This is a genomic window from Massilia alkalitolerans DSM 17462, assembly GCF_000427785.1.
In the GTDB taxonomy this organism is placed as follows: domain Bacteria; phylum Pseudomonadota; class Gammaproteobacteria; order Burkholderiales; family Burkholderiaceae_D; genus Telluria; species Telluria alkalitolerans.
This window is the reverse complement of sequence record NZ_ATYR01000015.1, coordinates 60,448-80,484: the sequence shown is the minus strand read 5'-3', so window position 1 is coordinate 80,484 and position 20,037 is coordinate 60,448. Positions and strand designations below refer to the sequence as shown.

Here is a 20,037-nt window from a genome sequence, read left to right as displayed (position 1 = left end):
TCTCTCCCTCTACTGCGCTTCAACTTCTTCGGTATCCCACAACCGGCAAGTGCGGTCATCAGTCATGTCGACCAGCTTGTCGTAGGGGTCGCGAATTCGACGATATGCCTCTGCACTGCCGTCGTAATTCGGCATGTCGTAGATGGTCTTGAACTCGGTGCTGGTGGTACGCGCGAGCTCAGTTTCCGGGATCTCGATCGGCGACACGTAGGAACCGTAGGTCTTCCTGATCCACTCGTTCACGAGCTGGGCTGAGGTCTTGTTCGGCATGCGCGAGATGAGGATCTCGATCGAGTCGAACGACTTCATCTCGCCGTCGCGGCCGAAGCTCCTCATGCCATTGACCAGGTCGGAGAACAGTGACCAGAACTGCACCATCGACGAGTAAGACAAGACGTCCGGCACGATCGGCACCAACATGGAGTCGGCAGCAAAAATAGAGTTGATGGTGAGGTACGACAGCGTTGGCGCCGTGTCGAGGATGATGTAGTCGTAGTCGTCGCGCAGAGGCTCAAGGGCATTGCGCAGAACCTGCCAGAATTGGAAGGAAGCGTCACCCTGGTGCACCTGGGCCGGCAGCAGGAACTCTGCGTTGAACAGGTCCGACGAAGCAGGGATCAAATCCAGGTTGTCCCAATAGGTTTTCATCGGGGCATAGCGCAGGTCTGCCTGGGATTGATCGATTACCGGCAGAACCGTCTGGTCCACGTCGATCTCGGCGTTAGGATTGATACCGAAGAGGGTGGTGGTGGAGCCTTGTGGATCCAGGTCGATGATCAGCACTCGCCGGCCCCTGCGAAGGGTCAGGCCTTGGGCCAAATTCATGGCGGTCGACGTTTTCGTTACGCCGCCCTTGAAGTTGCCGACCGTGATGATCCTGCCTTTCTTGCCTTTTCCGCGCTTCTTCGGCTTCACCGTCGCTTCGACCCACTGCATTGTCTCGGCCAGGGTAAACCTGCGCATTTTGCCCTTCGACTCTTGCGTCCCCTGGGGCAGCTTCCCAGCCTTGAGCAAGGTGTTCATCTTTGTCTTATCGATACCACAAAGTGCCTGAACCTTGTTGCTGGGGAAGACGGGAGCCTCTTTGCGAGGGTGGGGCTGCAGCATCGAATCTCTGATCCGATGGAGCATCTTGGCCGAGCGGTCGGCCACATTGATCAGATCGTCAGGGGTGACGCGCTGTGGTACTGGAGAGATGCCTAGTTCCATTCGAGCTCCGAAGAATTTTGTCTTGACCAGGTCGCCCTAGTGGCAAGTAAACAACATTCCTCGGAGCATACTACCGATTTTAGTAAAACTCAACAAAACGGTAGTTTTTTTCTTGATGCGTCATGCAGCGAAGGGGAGGTTATATTCGGTCGGCAGTCCATGCTTCACCGCGAGCTGCTTACGGACCCAGGTCATGAACGGTACACGCTCCGTTGCGATCTTGAACGTGCCGGTGGCCGGATCATAGCTGGTCGCTCGACCGGCGCCTTCACCGGCAACATACGTGGCCGCAAATTCCTTCATCTCCGAATCGGACAGGCTCTTGACCAGGTCACGCAACTTATCGCCGCGGGCCAGTTTCTCGGCCTCGGCTTTTTCTCGAGCTGCTGCCTCGGCAGCTTCCGCTGCACGCTTAGCATTTGCCTCTTCTTCCAGCTGCTTATCGAAGGTGCTCGTCGAGAGGTCGATCGTGGTGTCTTCGATCAGTTTGCGCACATAGCCGCCAGTTTTCTTGATCTGGCCTCCACGCGCTTTCTGCTCGGTGATGTCCAGCGCTGCTACAGCACGCTGCTCGTCGGTGAGGATCCAGGCAATCGCGAGCTTCTCGCCGATACCATGGCTGCGAAGACGTTTGAACGTGTCGCCCTGCTTCACCTCTTCGATGACGTTCTCGTTCTGGTTGAAGATCGTCGCCTGCTCTTTTTCTTCGACGACGAATCGGATGCGGGCAACCTTGCGGCCCACGCGCTCGTATTCGGCCGTGAGTTTGATGTCGGACACCTCGTTCACCTCTTTCACAGCCTTTTTGATGACCAGGTCAGAGAGCCGGCGGAAATCGTCGTACGTCGGCGTGCTGGCCCCCATCAGCTTCCGGAAAATCGCGAGGGACATCCATCCGGTGGAGCCGATACGGCGATAACGCACGCAGTTCTCGTAGAGGGTGAGGGCATATCCGGACCTGAACTGGCGCTGAATGCCGACGTTGATGATCGCGTACACATCCGGATCGCCCAGCTCCTCGGCCAGACGCGTCGCGTATTCGTATTCACAGTAGCCGTTCACCAGATCCGCAGATGCCAGAAGGGCTGTTGCCGTCCAGCGCTGGGTCTTCTTGCCAGGCTGAGCAGCGGCATCCTCCATCAGGTTGAACTCGACAGGGGTCGTCACGATCCGAAGCAGGGCTTTCTTGAGATGCACCGTGTCGTCACCTTCAGCCCACCCGAGCATCGCCATGAGCCATTTCGTTGGCAGGCGATGTTGCCGCACCGTAGCCAAGTTATCGTAGGCATTCAGCAGCAGGATGTTCACGAGCTTGCGCTCCACCAGGCCGAGTTCGCCCGACGTGTGGATTGCTGCAACATGCTTTTTCACCTCCTGCTTGCCGCCGATGACTTCACCACGGCGGGTTGCTAGGTGGGGAGTGGCGAGAGCAAGGGAGACAGTATCGTCGGGAACTACATTCGTTTCTTGCGCGTCTACTTTTGCTTCACGGGCTTCATTGCTTTGTTTCGTCTTGCCAGGCATTGCTACTCCAAATTCGACAACATGCGGAAATACTAGCAGGCAACGTCATACTCTCGCAATTGGCTCTATGGCATTTCACCAACAATCGAAGGCAAGTCGCAGCGCTTCCGACCGAGTCAAGAGACCGTTACCACCGCAGCCGGCATCGTACCGCCACCTCCCAGATGCTGTAGTTGCAACCACGCCTGCAAAAATAGGGCAGATCACCCCGAAAACTATGGCATTTACCAAGTGCCAAAAGGCCTTCAGTGCATTTTCACCCCGAAAACTATGGCTTTGAGCGCCCAATTTGCAACCACGCCCCGAAAACTATGGCAATAGCCGCTCTTTTATTGCAATTCTAGAAATCTCTTCCCGTTCCGCGGACGCACTGGACCAATCTCCAGATCGGCCAAGCGCCGTCCTCGATCACCATGCGCACCGATACGCACAACTCAACGCTGACTTGTCAAGGCTATAAAACACATTGATTGTTACATTTTGTGAGATTTCGCAAACACTTGCGTTGTCATTCAATTAAAGATAGCAATTGATCAGCTTTTTTCTTAACGGCAAGAAACTGTTGTGATCCAGCAACTAAGACATCGCCGTCTTCGGCTTTTGAGCACCCCGAAAACTATGGCATTAGAAAAAAAGGGGTCGAAAGCGCCCCGAAAACTATGACATATCGCCCCGGAAACTATGGCGATACCCCGAACTCTATGACGTATCACCCCGAAATCTAGGGCACTTCACCCCGAATACTATGGCAATACCCTTCTGAAACCCGCATGGATAGTGGCTTTCAGCCCTTAAAGGTTTACTAAAGGTTGTTGGTTGTAAAGTAAACAACAACAAGCAGCCTTCGGCCGCTTGTCGTCGTTGTTGCTTTTTGAAGAGGAACTTCAACCCCGAAAACCCAACACCCCGGTATGCACGCTCCCCTGGCCTCTCGTTGTGATGGGTCCCACGCCTGAAGACGTCGATACTGAGCATTTCCAAGATGTCATCACCATTGCCTCGGTGCATCCTTTTTCTTGCACTGGAGAACGCGAGGCTGTAATCTATCGGCTTGATTCGTTTTATGGTTACAGGACAGAACAAATGATGCGCACCACCCCTCTGATGGGCCGTTCAATGATCGCTACTGTGGTCGCTGCTCTGCTCACGGCTTGTGCGTCGTCGAAGCCAGTTGAAGCCCCAGATGACACCCCTGGTGTGCGCATGTCGATCCTGGAAGCTGCCGTGCGCGCTGACGCGAAGAAGGCCGAAATGGCAGAGGCGACAACGCCAGCGAGCCTTGCCGGCAACACGATGACGGTCATCTGGGAAGGTGACGCTTCGGAGATCCTGAAGCGCATCGCTGCCGCCCAAGGCCTCGCTTTCAAGCACACTGGTCCGCAGCCTCGGCTGGCCCTGCCAGTGTTCATCAAGCTGCGCGGCGCGACGCTGACGCAAGCACTCACCGCAATTGCCGAGCAGTGCGGCGGCCGCGCCGACGTGGTGCTGAACGACACCTCCATCGAGCTGCGCTCGAAGCTGTATTGATATGGCCGGAGTATTTACCCGCAGCGTCATCGGCGCAGGTGTGATTGTCGCGGCGTTCATGCCGCTCGCATACGCAGATGCCGCGGCCCCGCAGTCCACGCTCGACAAGGTGCTGTCCGCCACGTCGCAGCTGTCCTCCATCCCTTCCGGGATTTCCGAGGTTCGCGCCGCTGCACTCAAGCAGCTCGGCATCGGCCTGGGCATGCGCGCTGGCCTGGCCGATGAAAGCCGCGTGATCATCGCTGAGATCGAGAAGGAGAAGACTGTTCTCGACACCAAATTCAACTTCGGCTCGCTGACGTTCCCGACGGGCGCATTGCCGCCGGTGATCGAGGAAGCCAAGGATGTCATCGCGATTACCGAGTATTCCATGCGCGTCCAGGGTCGCGTGTACCGCATCGTCTCTCCGGCCACCTTTGGCCAGAACAACTGGCGCAACTACCTCTACCTGGGCCTGACTGACAGCGACGACCAGATTGTCGGCGACGCGCAGCGCAGCATCCTGCCCAAAGACGACGCCGAGAAGAAGTACTGGGAATCGGTCGTGCGTTCAGCATACGCGGAAGGCCGCAAGCAATCGCGCAAGATTTTCGAACTGAACCTGGCACGCTTGGAGCGTGACTTCAACGGCATGCGCCTGTTCTACGCACTGTACGGCCGCGGCCTGGTCAGCGCGCCGAAGTTTGCAGCTGCAACCGACACCGTTAGCCGCCCTGATCCGAACACCATCGTCATCGGCGACTCGGTCTTCCGCATCTCGTCGCAGCCGACGTTCAACGGCAATTCCGCCGACTGGAAGACCACGAAGTGATCGCCAATACCGTTGAGGGCCTGACGCCCTTCGTCCTGCCGGCCGGGTTCGGTGAACGCGAGGCGCACATGCTGATCACGTCCGCACTCGACCAGGGCTGCTCGGACGTGAAGATCCAAAGTAACGATTACGTCACCGTGTACTGGCGCCGCAGCTGGTACCCGCTGACGACCCGCGTGCTCGAAGACACCGAGGCGAAGAAGATCCTGCAGATCCTGTGCGGTCCAGCAGCGATTCCAAAGCTCGGTAAAGGCGAAGAAGTGGACGAAGATCCTGACTTCTTCCGACCAGGTGCCGACCGTGTCCTGATCCGTCTGCGTCTGCATGCCATTGCAGCTCGCGTCGGCGGCGAGAAAAACGGCGTCTCGATTACGATCCGAACGATTCCCGAGAACCTTCCTGAGTTGTCGAAAATGAGCCTGCCAGATGGCGTGGCTGACGACCTCCAGGTCGACAAAGGCCTCATCCTGATCAACGGCCCTACCGGCTCTGGTAAGACGACGCTCATCGCGGCCGTGCTGCACGAACGCACGAAGGAAGTGCCGGCACCAAGCATCCAGACATTCGAAGAGCCGATCGAGATCAGCTACGGCAAGGCCGGGCTCGGCCGTGGGCCGCTCGTGGCGCAGGCGGCGATCGGGAAGCACCTGCTGAGCTGGGGCCGCGCGGCTCCGTCGGCGATGCGATCCAAGCCTGACATCCTCTTGATGGGCGAGGTCCGCGACCAGGAGACGGCTGACAAGACGGTCGAAATGGCGATCACCGGCCACTCGGTGCTGGCCACGATCCACGCCGACACGCCCAACGAGACGATGTTCCGCCTGGTCGAGATGTTCCCTGTCGAGGTCCGCTCGGCAGCGGCGTCGAAGATTCTCGGCGCCCTCCGGATGATCTGCTCCCGCCAGATCGTGAAGCTTGCCAGCGGCCGTGTCGTCCCGCTGACCTCCTGGATCACGTTCGATTCGGAGATCAAGGACGCCTTGCAGAGCGAAGAGTGGCCGTATCCGAAATGGGCACGCTTCGTGCGCAACTACCTGATCGAACACGGTCAGGACTTTGCGACCCAGTGTGTTCCCTACATCCGTGGCGGCGAGATGAGCCTGAAGCAGTTCCGCGAGATCACCCAAATGGGCCGTGCAGAGGCGCAGGCGTACTTTGAAAAGGCAGGAGCGTAATGGATTGGCGCAACGCAGGTTACCGAACCAAGATCGGGAGCATCGACGGCTCCGTCATCTTCCCACTTTTGCTCTCGGCCATCGTCTTTCACTACGTGACGATCGGCTGCCTCGTGCTGTACGCCGGCATGAGCCTTTACATGTCCTACCGCGGCCGGTCCATGCAATGGCTCTGGCGCCGCGCGCGCTACTGGGTGCGAGGTGGAGTGATCCTAGCGCGCACTCCGCGGTACTGGCGCTACGTACGAACCGGGAAATATTGAAAAGTAAACCACATGAAAATGAATAAGATCGCCGTTGCAGTAGCTCTCTGGTTCGCCGCGAGCGCCTCGCACGCCAGCTTCGTCGACAACCGTCAGACGGATGCCGTCATTGAAGTGAATTTCAAGTCGATCGCCGTTGAAGACCTGGTGGCCGAGATCGTGCCGCTAGGCTTCCAGGCGAACTACTCGCGCGCCGAGCTGCGCAAGAAGGCACTGAGGGTCAGCGGGCAGGGCACTTGGCAGCAGCTGCTGAACCAGGCAACGGCATCGACCGACGTTATCGTCACCGTCGATCTGCCGGGGCAGCGTATCCACATCGCAGACCGCGTGCGCACCGGCTCCTCGGCGGTGCCAGTCGCAGGTAGCGCGCAGAAGGCGGCGGCGCCGGCAGCACCAGTGGTCTCGGCAGACAAGCTCAAGCGCGACTGGGTTCTGCGCGCCAACGCGCACAACACTCTCGAAGAAGCGCTCGAAGAATTCGCAGCTCGCGTCGACTTCGAGCTGGTGTACGAGGCTCGCGAATTTTCGCTGAACTTGAGGCGTGACATCACCATTGCACGCAACGCCGACTTCTGGGAAGCCCTGCGCGTGATCGGTGAGACCTACCGCAAGAGCGATGGCGCCTTCCAGGTCCTGCCGACCGAATTCAAACAAATCGTGATCCTGCCAATGGGTCAGAACACTGTCGCTACCCAATAAGCCATGAACCGTACCCTCATTTCCATCGCAGTAATCGCTTCGCTCGCCGGCTGCGCGAGCACCCCGGTAATGGAGTCGGTGGCCGAGGCACATCGCGACGTAGAAGCCCAGGTCTCTGCTGCGCATGCGGCTGCTGACCGTACCTATGCGCCAATCATTCTGCCGGCCCAGAAGGTGCCCTATCTTCCTCAGCAATCCGTTGCTCGTGGCTCCTTCAAAGCGGCACTGCCTCCAGTGTTGCGCTCAACCGCGCCGCAGCACCACGCATCGAACATGCACATGACGGTGCAAGACTTCGCTCGCTTGCTGACCGAGGAATATAGGCTGCCAGTGAAAGTCGAGACCGGCATTCAGCCAGGCGCCCCGGTGGCGCCTGCCGCGCCGGCCGCAGGCGGCCAGGGCGCTGCTGCTCAACCTGCAGCAGCCCAGGCATCGGCTTCCCCGCCGCCTGCAGAACCGCGCGTCGATCTCTCGACCCTGCCACCTATGCCGCTGCGCGAGCTGATCAGCACCGTCACCCGCCTGCTGGGTACCGACTGGGACTGGCAAGACGACACGCTCCTGATTCAGCCGACCTTCACCCGCACCTACGGCGTCTCGATCGCGCAGCACTCGACCAAGCGCAAGTCCGATATTGGCAAGAAAGGCAACTCGACTGCGGGCGTGTCGGGCGGCGCCGGCGGCGGCGTGTCGGGCAACTTCAGCAACGAGATCACCTCGAGCGCCGAGATCGACATGGATGGCTGGAAGGACCTCGAAGCCGCCCTCAAGCAGATCGCTGGCGACAAGAAGGTAGTCGTCGGTAAATCATTCAACTCGGTGACGGTCGACTGCTCGAAGGCCTGCCACCGTACTGTGAAGCAGTTCGTCGACAACATCAACCATATCTCGACCGCACAGGTCCTGTTCAAGGTCCAGGAGATCACTGTCGCATCGAGCAATACCGGCGAGTCGGGCGTCGACTGGGATATGGTGTACCGCACCGTGCTCGACAGCCGGAAGTTCCGCTTCCAGATCGCCACGCCGGCATCACTCGTCGGCAGCGCGGCCGGCATGGTGCAGAACATTCTTCTGCCGCTCGATGGCGTCACACCGAAGAACTGGGACGGTAGCAACGTGCTCTATCGCGCGATCTCGACCGCAAGCAAGTTCGTGGACGTCAAGCCTTACATGGCAGTCGTGGCGAACAACGAGAACGTGACCCTGACCAGTATCGAGCAGCAAAGCTATACCCAGTCCTACACGGTCGTCCCTTCGACCGTCCTTGGCGGCGCACCGGCCTACGTGGGCAACCCAGGCTACGCGACCTTCGGCCAGATCCTGTCGGTTCGCCCGACGATCATGCCTGACGGGAGCATCCGCGTCTCGTTCGCACTGGACGACACTAGCGGCAAGATTAATAAGGGCGTGGGCGAGGGTGTCATCGACGCCGTGCTGACCAATGGCGCGAACGTGAATACGACCATGATCGTCAAGCCAGGCTCCACCATGATCCTGTCGGCGATGAAGCGCTCGACCAAGCGTACGAACAACCAGGGCCTGCTCGAAGGTCAGCGCCTGGGCTCAGAGGTCGCCAGCGAAGACACGACGGAAACCGTCATCCTGGTGACCCCGTACATCGCTAACGTCGGAGCACATTGATGGTTCTCGTCGCTAGGAAGCTGGCATTCGGCATGGAGTGGTGCACTTCCACAAGTGACACTCGCGACGAGATGGCGAACGAGGCCAAGCGCCTCAAGGCCAACGTCTATACCGAGGTCATCGGTGAAGTCGGCCGCATGTACGGTTTCGCCGAAGTGAAGAAGTGGCGCAAGGTCCGCTCGGCCGCCGCTGCGGTTGCCGACTCGCTGTCGGACGGCGGCATCTTCATCCACCGGATCAATGACGACGACCAGCACTGCCTGATTGCGATCGACATCGAGCGCCGCATGCCAGTTCTCGGCATGGACCGGGTCGGCACGCGCAACGAAGTGATCTCGGCGGCGCTGGCCTTCATCAAAAAGCAACCAGAATATGCGAGTAAGGTATTCGGTGATCTGCACGTGGAGGAGATCAAGGGCGCGCAGGCGCTGACCCTGGATCGCATCGCTGCAGATGCTGTCATCTCGGCCGAGCTGAAGCCAGTACGGCAGACGGACAGCAGGATCGTCCTGGGCCTCATGTGTGTGGTGGCCGCGACTGCCGTTCTGTTCTCCGACGACATCAGCGAGATGATGGCGCCGGCACCTGCCGCACCTGTTGTGCCGCCGGCGGAGCTGTACAGGAATCAGGTCGCTGCGGCCGTGACCGAGATATCGACGGCGAACCAGTTCCCATCGAGCGTCATGGGCGGCTTCATTCCGTTCCTGGCATCGGTACCTGGTCAGGCAGCCGGTTGGCACATCGAGAGTCTGAAGTGTGTGTCTACCGACTGCACGGCCGTCTGGAAGCGCCAGACTGGTGCGACGTCCGAAGGCTTCCTGCGCGCCCTGAACGTGCCAGCCAACGACCCATCCGTCACCTTCTACGACGTCGACTACGCGAAACGAACGCTCTCTTTCGAAAAGGTCGGTGAGGGCAAAAAGCTGATCTTGGCACCGAACTCGACTTTCTCCGAGATCGTCGGCTCCTGGCTGCAGTCACTCTCGGATCGCCAGCTTGAACGCCCGACCCTGGACGCGCTCAAGCCCCTCGTGCCCGAGAACGGAGTCCAGGTCGCACCTGGGGAACGCCCTCAGTTCGCCACGTACCAGTTCACTGTGCCGTTCCAAGAGACCGACCTGAAGGCGGTGGCCAACCTGCCAGACATGATGACGATCGAGCAGATCGAACTGTCGCGCGGCGCCAGCGTTGAATCGAAACCTTATATCAAATTTATCGGCAAATACTATGCGCTTTAACGCTATCGTCCTCGCGCTTGGTCTAGTGGCGGCAACGACCACCACCTTCGCTCAGACCACCTCGAACATGCCAGCAGGCGCCACCCCGGCCACTCCGCCCGTCGCCCAACGCGCCGCGGCTGCGGCCCCGGCTCCTGCCGCACCAGGCGTGGTCAGCTTGTCGGACATGGCTCGCGAAACCCCGCCGGTACCGGTGGCATCCATTTCGACGACGTCAGCACCCGAAGTCCCCGCGATCACGAGCGTTGATGGCACCGGCGCGAGTATCAATGCTGCTCGCGACCGTATGCGTTCGGCAGGTCGTGAGGCGAGCAAGGCTCCCACCATTTCGCTCACCCGCATCTCGCGCTCGGGCGACGACGTGTCTGCCGTCCTGTGGGTCCAGGGGATGCAGCGTAGGGTGCGAACTGGCGACCCGGTGCTGACCTATATCGTCGGCGAGATTCGCCAGGATGGCGTCTGTGTGTATCCAGCGAAGGGCAAGGTCAAGGACCACTGCAAGAACATGCTCACCTTCATCAAGGGGATCTGAGCCCGATGCTCAATATCATCACCAGCTTCCTTGGGCGGATGTCGAAGGCGCGCGAGGCCAATGCCGAGGCGTCGCGTGACTACCCATATCTGCTGACCGGCCAGGGTAAAGGGGCAACGATTGTTCTGCGTCCGGATCTTCTCGCTAATATTGTCGCGCTGGCCGAAGCGCCGAAGACGGCTAGTATCTCGGTCACGGACAGCTTCAAAAACAGCCCGGAGCTCGCAACCGTGCAAGCCCGCCTGGAGCGCGATGGTTGGACCGTCGAGACCAATACGGCGCCGGCGACCGAGATCCGCAGCCGGTATGGCAAAAGTTCCGACGCCGGCGCGAAGGACGAGAAGCGCATCGAGTCCGAAAACACGGCGCTATTCGACCACCTGCTGCACAACGCGATCAAGGCGCGCGCCGACGAGATCCATTACCACGTGCGTGAGAAGACCTGCGGGATTACGCATCTGATCGACGGGCGCATCTATCAGGCCGACTCGGTGAAGGCCCAGATCGGTATCGAGCTGCTGTCGAACGCGTTCACCAACCTGGCGGACCAGGACTCGTACGAGCATTTGAACAACGAATTTGCGCACGCTTCGCGCGATCAAAGCTGCACGATCATGCGCACCATCGACGGTGGGCGTTACCGGTTGCGCTATGCATCGGTACCAGAGGCCGATGGCGGCTTCGACGTCACCATGCGTATTCTGCCTCAGGCCTCGAAAGGCCAAGTTCCGTCGCTTGAGAAGCTGGGCTTTACGCCTTCGTTTATCCGCATGATTCGCGCGGCCACCGAACGACGCCGCGGTGCCATCTATGTTTGCGGCCCTGTCGGTGGCGGCAAGACGACGCTGCTGTACGCGCTGCTGTATCGCGCGAAGGAGCAGCGCGACCGCTACGTCGTGACTGTCGAAGATCCACCTGAGTATGAGCAGTACGGGATCACCCGTATTCCGGTCGAAAAGATCGGCTACGAGAACCTCGAGAAAAAGCTGCTGCGTATGGGCGTGCACTGGGCCATGGTGGGCGAGGTGCGTGAGAAGAAGATGGGTCGCATGGTCAAGGTGCTCAGTTCCACTGGCCAGAAGGTGCTGACCACAACACACGTGCTGTCCGTGAACCAGATCATCGACCGTCTGACTGGCGAAGAGATTGGCATTCCTCGCCAGAGCCTGTGCGACACCAACATGATCGCTGGCCTGGCCTATACCTGCCTGGTGCCGAAGCTGTGCCCACATTGCTCTGTGCCGGCGGCCACGCCTGGTGCGGTCTCCGAGCGCGTCGTCGAGCAGCTGCAGCGCCTGGAGATTCCACTGGAGTCGGTCCGCACGGCGAACAATAATGGCTGCTCGCACTGCAAAGGTGGACGCCTGGGCCGCCAGCCGGTGGTCGAGCTGGTGATCCCGGACGAGGAATACATGCGCCTCATGCGCGCCGGCCTCGACGGCGATGCCAAAGATTACTGGCTCGGCAGCTGCATTTCCCACGTAACCGACGAAGACGTTACCGGCAAACCGATGATGGCCACGGCGCTGTACTGGGTCTCGCAGGGCACGATGGACGTGGCCGACCTGGAACGCGAGATCGACACGCTGGAAAGCTACACGCCTCGCGTCACCCGCGCGACTTTGCAAGAGCGGGGCGTGTGATGAAGTCGATTTCCCTTCTCTTGGCAACGCGCACGTTCCGTGCTCGCAGGGCCGCGATTTATCAAAAGATGGCTTTCGGCCTGCGCCGGGGCGGTACGCCGTCGGGCGAGCTCAAAGCCATGTACGCGAACTCCGTGCGCCGCAAGAGCAGTCTGGCGCCGGTCTATGGCCACTGGTACGAAAGCCTGCGTGGCCACGCGGCCGGCCGACTGGCGCGCGCGATGCAGGGCACCATTCCGGATACGGAATATGGTTTGCTGCGCATTGCCGAAGACAACCAGGCGCTCGCACATGGCTTCGAGTTTTTGGCGGTGTCGGTCATGCGTGTGAACGAGATGCGTCGTTCGTTCATCGACGCCATCCGTTCGGTGGCCATCCCTGTGACGATCCTGGCCGGACTGATCATCGGTATCGACATGTACTTCTTCCCTCTAGTGGAAGACACGCTGCCGCGCCGCGAGTGGCCGGTCATCACGCGTCTGGTCGCTGTGGTGGCAGAGCAGCTGGGCAACATTCTGACCGGCCTGGTTCTTGCGATGCCCGTGCTGATCGCTGCCTGGACCTGGTCGCTGTCGCGCCTGACCGGCCCGGCGCGCAAGGCGTTGGAGCGGCTGCCGTTGCTCTATACCAAATATCGCGATTTCCAGTGCGTGATCTTCCAGGTCAACCTGGCGTTCCTGCGCGAGGCGAACGTCTCGCCGCGAGCTGCGCTCGAGAAAATCGAGAGCATCTCCACGCCGTATATGCGTTCGCACGTGCGGGCGATGCTCGGCATGCTCAACAAGGAAGCGTCGAATTTCGGTGATGTCCTGGTCTCGACTGGCCTGTTCAAGCCAGACCTGGCCGACCTGATCAGTGACTACGCGCGCTGGTCTGATTGGCAAACGCAGATGAGGTCGATCGCTGAGGCCTCGATGGACATCGTCACCGACGAGGTGAAGCGGTTTGGCCCACTGGTTCAGCAAGTGCTTCAGGTGGTAATTGGCCTAATCATTTTCATCATTATGGCCGCCTCGGCTGCCGCAATGATCAAGACGATGGGCAAGGGTATTTAAGCAGTTCTTTTCTAACAAAACGAGGAAACACAAAACATGAAACAAGCAATCGCCACTGGCACCAATGCAGCTCGCCGTCAGCGGGCCTTCACCCGCGTCAACCAGATCAAGCAGGCCGGCGTCACGCTCACGGAGATGCTCGTCTCGGTCGTGGTCATGGTTGCGGTAGTCGGCTTCGTCTACTTTATGAAATCCCAGGTCTACGGCCCGCTTCTGGGCTGGATGGAGGCGTCGACCGTCTCGACGCACATCAGTAAGATCGAGAACGTGTATGCCGGCGCGGCCAATTACACCGGCCTGACCACGGCAAGTATGGCTACCCCTTCCATCGTGCAGAACAAATATCTGCCAGGCGGCGGCGTGATCAACAACCGATTCAACGGCACTGTCACCCTGGGCATCGTCACCATCAACTCGCCGAACGACGCGATGACCTATACCGACGGCAATGTTCGCAGCGACTCTTGCACGACCCTGGTCAACCAGCTGTCCGATGACGCTGATCGAATCACCGTGGCCGGCACCATCGTTAAGCCGCTGAACGGCGTCGTCAACCCTGGCACGCTGAAGACCCAGTGCGACAGCGCGAACAACGTGTCGATCATGTTCGAGCGGATGAAACGAGCCTAAGGCGATGATGCGGCAAAGGCAGTCTGGTGGCTCGTTGATCGAGACGTTGGTGGCAGTCACCCTCGGGATCGCGTTTATGAGCGGGACCATGTTTTCGTTCAACCACTATCGGCTGATGAACAAGGCGGCGCGCGAGGGGGAGATCCTCGCCGAGGCCGCCTTGGCCCTTGACGCCTATTTGAAGATGCACGGCCTGTCGATCGTGAAGAATGGGAATGCACCAGGCTTTCCCCTTCCGCTACAGCCGACTGCCGAGCAGCTCAAGGCCGCAGATTTCCTGCCCCGATACACGCCACTGAGGACGCCTTTCGATGGCAGCCTGCAGTTCACGATCCGTAAAGGCGCGCGCAACGATCTGTTTGGCCTGGTGTGCGACACCCAAGCGATCACGCATGCTGGCGATCCCTCGCCACAGCTCGCGGGCGCGGTCGTCATGGCGGCCGGCGGCGCCGGGCTGCGCACCAGCATCGCGACTCCAGGCGTGCTCAATGGCCCGGCCCACACCGGCGTCGCAAGTCCGATTGTCGGCCCGTCAATAGTGTGCGCCTGGGCTTATCTTGCGAGTCCGATCTGACATGCGTTTTCGAAATCTACGCCGTGAAAAAGGCGATGCGCTCGTCGCGGCGATCATCGCGGCTTTCCTCTTCCATGTCGCTGCGTATGCCGCGATGGATTGGGCGCGAACTGTTCGTGAGAGCCGTTATTACGCGACCGAGGCCATAGGATTGCTTCACATGCAGCGGGCGCTGACGCAGTACGCGATGGCCAACAAAGCGGCGTTCCGGCGTGGTGACGAGATCATGTACGTGAACAACCAGCTCGCGCCGACTCTCGACGAACTGCGTTCGCTTGGCTTCCTCAGCGCCGGTGGCCCCGAGGTCACAGCGCCCTGGGGGAAGACGTTCGCCACGACCTTGACCGTCAAGCCCACTGGAGCGATCGAGGGGGCCGTGTATTTGACGGGCAGCATCGTGGATAAGTCGGGCAATCCAGATCGTGAGCGCGCCTGCGGCATCGCGAAAGCGCTGGGCCGCATCGGTATATGCGCGCCGCCAACAAACCCAGCCGTGCTGGGAAATTTGTACACCCAGATCCCGAATCCGAGCAGCGCTCCCGGTGCAGTTGGCGCGCTAGTCTCGGTCGCCCCGTAGCAGCACCTAAGTGTTTACAACAACAACAGGAATCGTATGAAAGAAGACAGCAATCGTTTGAACTTCGCGAGCCGGCGCCGCCATGAGGGAGGCTGGAACATGATGGCCACGCTTATCGGCGGCGCCGTGGTCAGTGTGTTGGCTATCGGCGGCTCGGTGCTCTACAACAACTACCAGGAAGACCTGGTCGCGCAGGGGCGGGGCAAGCAGATCGGGTCCGGGCTGGACCAGCTGGATGCGTATGCGCGGAAGTATCAGACTGCGCTAACGTCGGGTTCCAGCGTGGCAGGCGTCGCGAATCCGATGGCACCGACGATCGCCGAGCTGAAGGCGTTAGGCTTCGCGGCAGGATCGTTTGACGATTCTGCGCAGCCTGGCGGCAAGCTGCTCTTCGAGATCAAGAAGGAGCCGATCGGATGCGCCGCGGCGAAGTGCGTTCTGCATTTGACGGCGGTGACCAGCGGTAGTGTGAAGTCAGCCGGGGAGGTCGATCAACAGCTCGCGGGCCTGATCGCCGGATATGTCCCGAATGGGGCCGGCTGGACAAATGCTCTGAACGACCCTCTGAATCTTGTCAAGAAGGGCGTCACGCTGCCGAACCCGCGCGGCAGTGTTCCAGCAGTCGTCGCTGCAAAAGCATGGCTCGGGAACAGCCAGGCGAGCCAAACGGTACCTCCACCTTCATATTCGTATCGCAATACTAGCTGTACTGGCGGCAAAGTTGGCCATAGAGAGCAGGAGCGCGTGACCACCACCGACAAATGGGGTAACACCACAACTGGCTCGTGGGTAACGGTCGGTAATTACTGCACGACGCCGCCGCCGCCAGACCCGCCGCCAGCACCAACACCGGCGCCGGAGCCATCCAGGCCAGCAGACGCCATTTGCTGGGTCGATACGTGGCCGAATACCTACACCTGCCCAGCTGGTACCGTGGGTAGTCACTACTCGACGACGTATCGCACCTGCCCTGGTGGTCCGTACGCTCCTGACTATACGTATGAAGGTCCGCACACCATCGACTGTCACGCTCCTGGCGCGTCGACGCCTGCGCCGACACCTGCTCCTGATCCGAAGCCTGATCCGACGCCTGCGCCTGTTGTGACCTGCACCGAAGCTAGCTGGCCGAACACCTACACCTGCCCAGCAGGCACCTCGGGCAGCTGGTACTCGACGAGCTATCAAACGTGTCCAAACGGTGCGTATGGAGCGCCTTACTCGTATGAAGGCCCCCAGACAAATACTTGTAAGGCTGACCCACCCAAAGAGGACCCTAAGGAAACCATCATTATTCCTAAGCCGGACGAAAGCCCAACGGTTTGTGGTTACGAGGAAGTGGAGGAAGCTTGGGCCTGCAGAGCAGGAATGACCTCGACTCGCATTCATGCCAACGGCTACCAAGTCTGCTACAAGGGCGGGACAGAAGTCTCTCGGACAGCAACAGGTGGTAGATTGCTCCTCGGAACGGCATATTGTGACCGGATCACGGGTCAACTTTTGAACACCGAATACTACTAAGTCGCGACGAAACGGCGAACTGCGTCTGTAAAAAGCAGTTCGCCGTTTCGGTTTTTTTTTTGCGTGCAGAGGACGTTTACCGTTCTGTTCGTGTGATTACATGTGAACACTTTCCTGTTGACAACTCCGGTTTATGTAGTTATGATGTAATCACATTGAGGTGATGTTGAGCGCAATCTGATTTCGCGGCGTTTCATTCACATTGCAGAGGTCGGCGTGCTTTCAGTATGCATTCGACGAAGCTCAAGCTGAAAGACTGTCCAAGCGGAGATCGGCGCTGGAAACGCGCTGCTGAGGAGGAAACATGCAAATGAATCGAAAACTGAATTCGGCAGCGGTCACGGCGGCGCTGCTTGTTCTGGCTGGTTGCGGTGGCCAAGTCGAGCACGAAGAGGCGCACATGGCCTCTTCATCCCCGCGGATCGTGGCGGCCCAGGGCACCTCGGTCTTAAATCAAGTCGGCGCTGGCACCTTGCTTGTAGAGCCGGTCGTATCGCGCCAGCTTGGACCGAATGGTGTGTTCAGCGGTTCGATGAGCAAAGCGTCTGCACAGGTCGTTGGTGGAGCGGAAGCAATGGGAGTAGTTGCACCGATCGATACGTATGATCGAGAAGCGGTGCGCAAGCTGTTCACAAAGGCTTACATGAAGCCGCCAGTGCCGATGGAATGGACGGGCAACTTCACCTCGGGCAACGCCGGCTCCGTCAGTATTGCATATCAACTTTCGACAGTTGAACGCATCAACTGGTACCGTGCGATGGCCGGCGTGCCGGCCACTACGACCCTCTCTAACGCATCGAGCTCGAAAGCCCAGCAAGCGGCCTTTATGATGACCGTAAACGGCACGTTATCCCATAATCCGCCGGCGGACTGGAAGTTCTATACGTCCGAGGGCGCGGAGGCTGCGGCGTCTTCCAATCTCGCTCAGGGATACAACGGCCCGGAGGCGATTGATATTTACATGAAAGATCCGGGCGCCAGCAATTATGGTGTCGGCCACCGTCGCTTCGTTCTTTTCCCTGGTATGAAGACTTTTGGCGTTGGCGACGTTCCGAACATGGACTGGAATGGCAGCTTCCGCTGGGGTACGAATGTACTGTGGATTCTCGATGCTGACTTCTGGGGTGTTCCCCGCCAGGTGCGTGATGACTTTGTCGCGTGGCCCACCCGAGGTTACGTCCCCTATCAAACGGTCTACTCGCGCTGGTCGTTCGCATATCCGAACGCTGATTTTGCCAATGCCCGTGTCACAGTGACTCTCAATGGTAACCCTCTAAACCTCACCGTCGAGCCTCTGAAAAACGGCAATGGCTACGACAACGCGATTGTTTGGCAGGTTCCTGGTATCGATCCGTCGGGCGCGCATCCGAAACCTGATGCCGACATGAAGTACGAGGTGACCGTCTCGAACGTGATGATCGATGAGCAGCCGCGCAGCTTTACCTACCCAGTGGTGGTGTTCGACGTAGGTCCAGTCCTGCGCGGTGTGCACTCGGACTATATGGTCTCCTACAACAACAACGTGCTGACCCTGTCCGACAGGACTGGACGCGATGGAGTGCAGACCGTCAAGAACCCTACCCGAGTCGATTTCACGGATGCCTCGCTGGCTTTCGACATCGAGGGCAACGCCGGCAAAGCATATCGACTCTACCGCGCAGCGTTCGATCGCCGGCCGGACGTGAAAGGCCTGGGCTTCTGGATCGGCGTGATGGATCAAGGCATGAAGATCCATTCCGTGGCGCGTGAGTTTGCTCAGTCGGCCGAGTTCGCTACCCTCTACGGCCGTGCGCCGACCCATGAGCAGATCCTGCGGGCGCTGTATCGCAACGTGCTGCACCGTGAGCCGGATGAAGCTGGCAAGGCTTACTGGGCACGTGTTCTGGCCTCTGGCGGCACGCTGGAGCAGCTGCTGGTCGAGTTTAGTGAGAGCGCCGAGAACAAAGGGCAGGTAGCAGGGGAAGTCCACTCGGGCATCCTGTACGAGCAATACGGTTCTAAGTGACCTCGCAATATCCAGCAGCTGGGCGGCGCGCCCAGCCGAGCAGATAGCCAAGGGCCGGCCGCGGCGGTTTCGGAGAAGATCCCGACACGGCCCCGGCCGGCGAAATCTTTTTGTAACGAGGGTAAGGTAGGTATTGTATGGACCTCCCAGCACTGATCCAACAGTGCACGCCAGCGCACGTTTCGCAGCAGACGATGCAGGCGGTCATGCGCGTAGAGAGCAGCTTCAACCCGTATGCGATCGGCTACAAGATCGTTCGACGAAGCGATCGCCGCGTGTTCAAGCTCGATGCGCAGCCACGTAGCCGCGCTCAAGCGATCGCCTGGGCCAAGTGGTTCTTGGAGAACGATTTTGTGTTCGACGCAGGTCCGGTCCAGGTCAACTCAAGCAACTTCCGTCGATATGGCCTGACCGCCGAGACCGTTTTCGACCCGTGCAATAACATCCGCGTCGGCGGGCTCATTCTCTCCGACTGCTATACCCGCGCGCTGCCGAAGTATCGCGCTCCCCAGGTGGCGCTGCGCGCCGCGCTGTCGTGCTACCAGTCGGGGAATTTCTCGACCGGCTTCCGCACTGGCTACGTGCAGAAGGTTGTGTCGGCGGCGGTTCGGCCACCAGGTTGAAGATGTTGAGCGCAACATCAAGACGAGGGCGAGCATCTATTCGGCTCGCCCTTGCGCTTTTACAGGCCCGGCACCGGCGAGTCGTCCTGTACTTCTTCCAGTGTGGGATCTTGTTCCCAGCAGTCTGCGATACGCATGTTTCCCTCGTCCTGGGAGAGGGTGACGAAGCCTGCTTCGCCCAGGTACTCCTCGATCCGCTCACCGAGCTTCATCCCGTCGTCATCCACGAAGCCCAGCTCGATCCGCGCCTGGGCCGCGTTGGCTCGCGCGCTTACCTCATTGACGGCCGCTAGTGCCTCGTGGGCAAGCATGCTGCTCGGTGCAATCACGTGCTTATCCCAGTTCGGCCCGTCCTGCGGTGGCAGCAGCACGACCTGAGTGCGCCGATGGTCCTCCATCCCGTACCTGAGCACCGTCTGCGCGGCGTCTAGCTCAAAGGCCAACTCGTTTTCCGCTTTACCTTCAGCGACAGCGTCGGCAAGCACTTTGAGCACGGCCGCGTGTGAAACGCGCACCAGAAGGGCGCTTTTACCTGGGCCCCACGCGACGTCGTACGCGTCATCAGTGGCGGTGTCATGCAGGTAGTAGTCGGCCACGCTGTGCTCACCGTCGAGATGGCCCATAGCGGAGGCCAGTTCAGCTTCTCGCAGATGATCTTCCAGCTCGGCGCGAGCTGCGCCGAGTGTCGGGTGCGTGGACGGCGAGCCGTCCTGAGCGCCGGAATTTTGGCTACCGCCGTTAGCCAGGCGGACCATGATTGCAATTCGGGACATGTCGTCTCCAGGAGTCGTCA

19 protein-coding genes are annotated in these 20,037 nt (G+C 59.7%); 16 read left to right on the top strand and 3 right to left on the bottom strand.

Going from position 1 to position 20,037, the window contains the following annotated elements; genetic code table 11:
- Positions 1-9: 9 nt before the first annotated feature.
- Together YWC_RS0116200 and YWC_RS29725 are read right to left on the bottom strand one after the other, a co-directional pair.
- Complete coding sequence (locus YWC_RS0116200) at positions 10-1,209, bottom strand: ParA family protein (RefSeq protein ID WP_027866319.1); 1,200 nt, start codon at positions 1,207-1,209, stop codon at positions 10-12.
- A 120-nt stretch (positions 1,210-1,329) separates the two neighbouring features.
- On the bottom strand, positions 1,330-2,733 hold the full coding sequence (locus tag YWC_RS29725) for a replication initiation protein (RefSeq protein ID WP_084416461.1): 1,404 nt from the start codon (positions 2,731-2,733) through the stop codon (positions 1,330-1,332).
- A 1,083-nt stretch (positions 2,734-3,816) separates the two neighbouring features.
- On the opposite strand from YWC_RS29725, the gene YWC_RS32135 reads away from it, so the two are divergent.
- The 16 genes from YWC_RS32135 (at position 3,817) to YWC_RS29710 (ending at position 19,244) form a co-directional block, all read left to right on the top strand.
- Complete coding sequence (locus YWC_RS32135; protein WP_169728125.1) at positions 3,817-4,260, top strand: DotD/TraH family lipoprotein; 444 nt, start codon at positions 3,817-3,819, stop codon at positions 4,258-4,260.
- A gap of 1 nt (position 4,261) precedes the next feature.
- Complete coding sequence (locus tag YWC_RS0116185) at positions 4,262-5,071, top strand: type IV secretory system conjugative DNA transfer family protein (protein WP_027866317.1); 810 nt, start codon at positions 4,262-4,264, stop codon at positions 5,069-5,071.
- Positions 5,068-6,246, top strand: coding sequence for an ATPase, T2SS/T4P/T4SS family (locus YWC_RS0116180; RefSeq protein ID WP_027866316.1), 1,179 nt, complete (start codon positions 5,068-5,070; stop codon positions 6,244-6,246). The genes YWC_RS0116185 and YWC_RS0116180 overlap by 4 nt, the downstream gene beginning before the upstream one ends.
- Positions 6,246-6,509 carry a hypothetical protein gene (locus YWC_RS0116175; RefSeq protein WP_027866315.1) on the top strand — a complete coding sequence of 88 codons (264 nt, stop codon included), beginning with the start codon at positions 6,246-6,248 and terminating at the stop codon, positions 6,507-6,509. The genes YWC_RS0116180 and YWC_RS0116175 overlap by 1 nt, the downstream gene beginning before the upstream one ends.
- A gap of 12 nt (positions 6,510-6,521) precedes the next feature.
- The gene (locus YWC_RS0116170; RefSeq protein ID WP_027866314.1) at positions 6,522-7,208 is read left to right on the top strand and encodes a hypothetical protein; all 687 of its coding nucleotides are present in this window, start codon (positions 6,522-6,524) and stop codon (positions 7,206-7,208) included.
- A gap of 330 nt (positions 7,209-7,538) precedes the next feature.
- On the top strand, positions 7,539-8,849 hold the full coding sequence (locus tag YWC_RS0116165) for a hypothetical protein (RefSeq protein ID WP_169728124.1): 1,311 nt from the start codon (positions 7,539-7,541) through the stop codon (positions 8,847-8,849).
- Positions 8,849-10,087 (top strand): type IV pilus inner membrane component PilO, encoded by a 1,239-nt coding sequence (locus YWC_RS0116160; protein WP_156923736.1) that lies wholly within the window; start codon positions 8,849-8,851, stop codon positions 10,085-10,087. Before YWC_RS0116165 ends, YWC_RS0116160 begins: the two co-directional genes overlap by 1 nt.
- 286 nt (positions 10,088-10,373) lie before the next feature.
- Positions 10,374-10,619, top strand: a complete 246-nt coding sequence (locus YWC_RS29715; protein ID WP_036214668.1) for a hypothetical protein — start codon at positions 10,374-10,376, stop codon at positions 10,617-10,619.
- Positions 10,620-10,624: 5 nt separating this feature from the next.
- Complete coding sequence (locus YWC_RS0116150; RefSeq protein WP_027866310.1) at positions 10,625-12,262, top strand: ATPase, T2SS/T4P/T4SS family; 1,638 nt, start codon at positions 10,625-10,627, stop codon at positions 12,260-12,262.
- Positions 12,262-13,317, top strand: a complete 1,056-nt coding sequence (locus YWC_RS0116145) for a hypothetical protein (RefSeq protein ID WP_156923734.1) — start codon at positions 12,262-12,264, stop codon at positions 13,315-13,317. The genes YWC_RS0116150 and YWC_RS0116145 overlap by 1 nt, the downstream gene beginning before the upstream one ends.
- A gap of 36 nt (positions 13,318-13,353) precedes the next feature.
- Positions 13,354-13,947, top strand: a complete 594-nt coding sequence (locus YWC_RS0116140) for a type 4 pilus major pilin (protein WP_027866308.1) — start codon at positions 13,354-13,356, stop codon at positions 13,945-13,947.
- A gap of 49 nt (positions 13,948-13,996) precedes the next feature.
- Positions 13,997-14,521 carry a hypothetical protein gene (locus tag YWC_RS0116135; RefSeq protein WP_156923732.1) on the top strand — a complete coding sequence of 175 codons (525 nt, stop codon included), beginning with the start codon at positions 13,997-13,999 and terminating at the stop codon, positions 14,519-14,521.
- A 1-nt stretch (position 14,522) separates the two neighbouring features.
- Entirely contained in the window at positions 14,523-15,098 is a 576-nt protein-coding gene (locus tag YWC_RS0116130; RefSeq protein WP_027866306.1) for a hypothetical protein, read from the top strand.
- A 36-nt stretch (positions 15,099-15,134) separates the two neighbouring features.
- Complete coding sequence (locus tag YWC_RS32875) at positions 15,135-16,616, top strand: hypothetical protein (RefSeq protein WP_156923730.1); 1,482 nt, start codon at positions 15,135-15,137, stop codon at positions 16,614-16,616.
- A 310-nt stretch (positions 16,617-16,926) separates the two neighbouring features.
- On the top strand, positions 16,927-18,621 hold the full coding sequence (locus YWC_RS0116120) for a DUF4214 domain-containing protein (protein ID WP_036214665.1): 1,695 nt from the start codon (positions 16,927-16,929) through the stop codon (positions 18,619-18,621).
- A gap of 137 nt (positions 18,622-18,758) precedes the next feature.
- Positions 18,759-19,244: a lytic transglycosylase domain-containing protein gene (locus YWC_RS29710; protein ID WP_051306508.1), complete on the top strand. Its 486-nt coding sequence runs from the start codon at positions 18,759-18,761 to the stop codon at positions 19,242-19,244.
- A gap of 59 nt (positions 19,245-19,303) precedes the next feature.
- Here the strand turns inward: YWC_RS29710 and YWC_RS0116110 are convergent, their stop codons facing one another.
- Complete coding sequence (locus tag YWC_RS0116110) at positions 19,304-20,017, bottom strand: hypothetical protein (RefSeq protein WP_027866303.1); 714 nt, start codon at positions 20,015-20,017, stop codon at positions 19,304-19,306.
- Positions 20,018-20,037: the final 20 nt, after the last annotated feature.

Coding starts and splice junctions, on each gene's coding strand:
- YWC_RS0116110 (WP_027866303.1), bottom strand. CDS start 20,017: ATGTCCCGAATTGCAATCATGGTCCGCCTGGCTAACGGCGGTAGCCAA.
- YWC_RS0116130 (WP_027866306.1), top strand. CDS start 14,523: ATGCGTTTTCGAAATCTACGCCGTGAAAAAGGCGATGCGCTCGTCGCG.
- YWC_RS0116175 (WP_027866315.1), top strand. CDS start 6,246: ATGGATTGGCGCAACGCAGGTTACCGAACCAAGATCGGGAGCATCGAC.
- YWC_RS29725 (WP_084416461.1), bottom strand. CDS start 2,733: ATGCCTGGCAAGACGAAACAAAGCAATGAAGCCCGTGAAGCAAAAGTA.
- YWC_RS32135 (WP_169728125.1), top strand. CDS start 3,817: ATGATGCGCACCACCCCTCTGATGGGCCGTTCAATGATCGCTACTGTG.
- YWC_RS29715 (WP_036214668.1), top strand. CDS start 10,374: ATGCGTTCGGCAGGTCGTGAGGCGAGCAAGGCTCCCACCATTTCGCTC.
- YWC_RS0116120 (WP_036214665.1), top strand. CDS start 16,927: ATGAATCGAAAACTGAATTCGGCAGCGGTCACGGCGGCGCTGCTTGTT.
- YWC_RS0116185 (WP_027866317.1), top strand. CDS start 4,262: ATGGCCGGAGTATTTACCCGCAGCGTCATCGGCGCAGGTGTGATTGTC.
- YWC_RS0116150 (WP_027866310.1), top strand. CDS start 10,625: ATGCTCAATATCATCACCAGCTTCCTTGGGCGGATGTCGAAGGCGCGC.
- YWC_RS0116200 (WP_027866319.1), bottom strand. CDS start 1,209: ATGGAACTAGGCATCTCTCCAGTACCACAGCGCGTCACCCCTGACGAT.
- YWC_RS0116140 (WP_027866308.1), top strand. CDS start 13,354: ATGAAACAAGCAATCGCCACTGGCACCAATGCAGCTCGCCGTCAGCGG.
- YWC_RS0116145 (WP_156923734.1), top strand. CDS start 12,262: ATGAAGTCGATTTCCCTTCTCTTGGCAACGCGCACGTTCCGTGCTCGC.
- YWC_RS0116160 (WP_156923736.1), top strand. CDS start 8,849: ATGGTTCTCGTCGCTAGGAAGCTGGCATTCGGCATGGAGTGGTGCACT.
- YWC_RS32875 (WP_156923730.1), top strand. CDS start 15,135: ATGAAAGAAGACAGCAATCGTTTGAACTTCGCGAGCCGGCGCCGCCAT.
- YWC_RS0116170 (WP_027866314.1), top strand. CDS start 6,522: ATGAAAATGAATAAGATCGCCGTTGCAGTAGCTCTCTGGTTCGCCGCG.
- YWC_RS29710 (WP_051306508.1), top strand. CDS start 18,759: ATGGACCTCCCAGCACTGATCCAACAGTGCACGCCAGCGCACGTTTCG.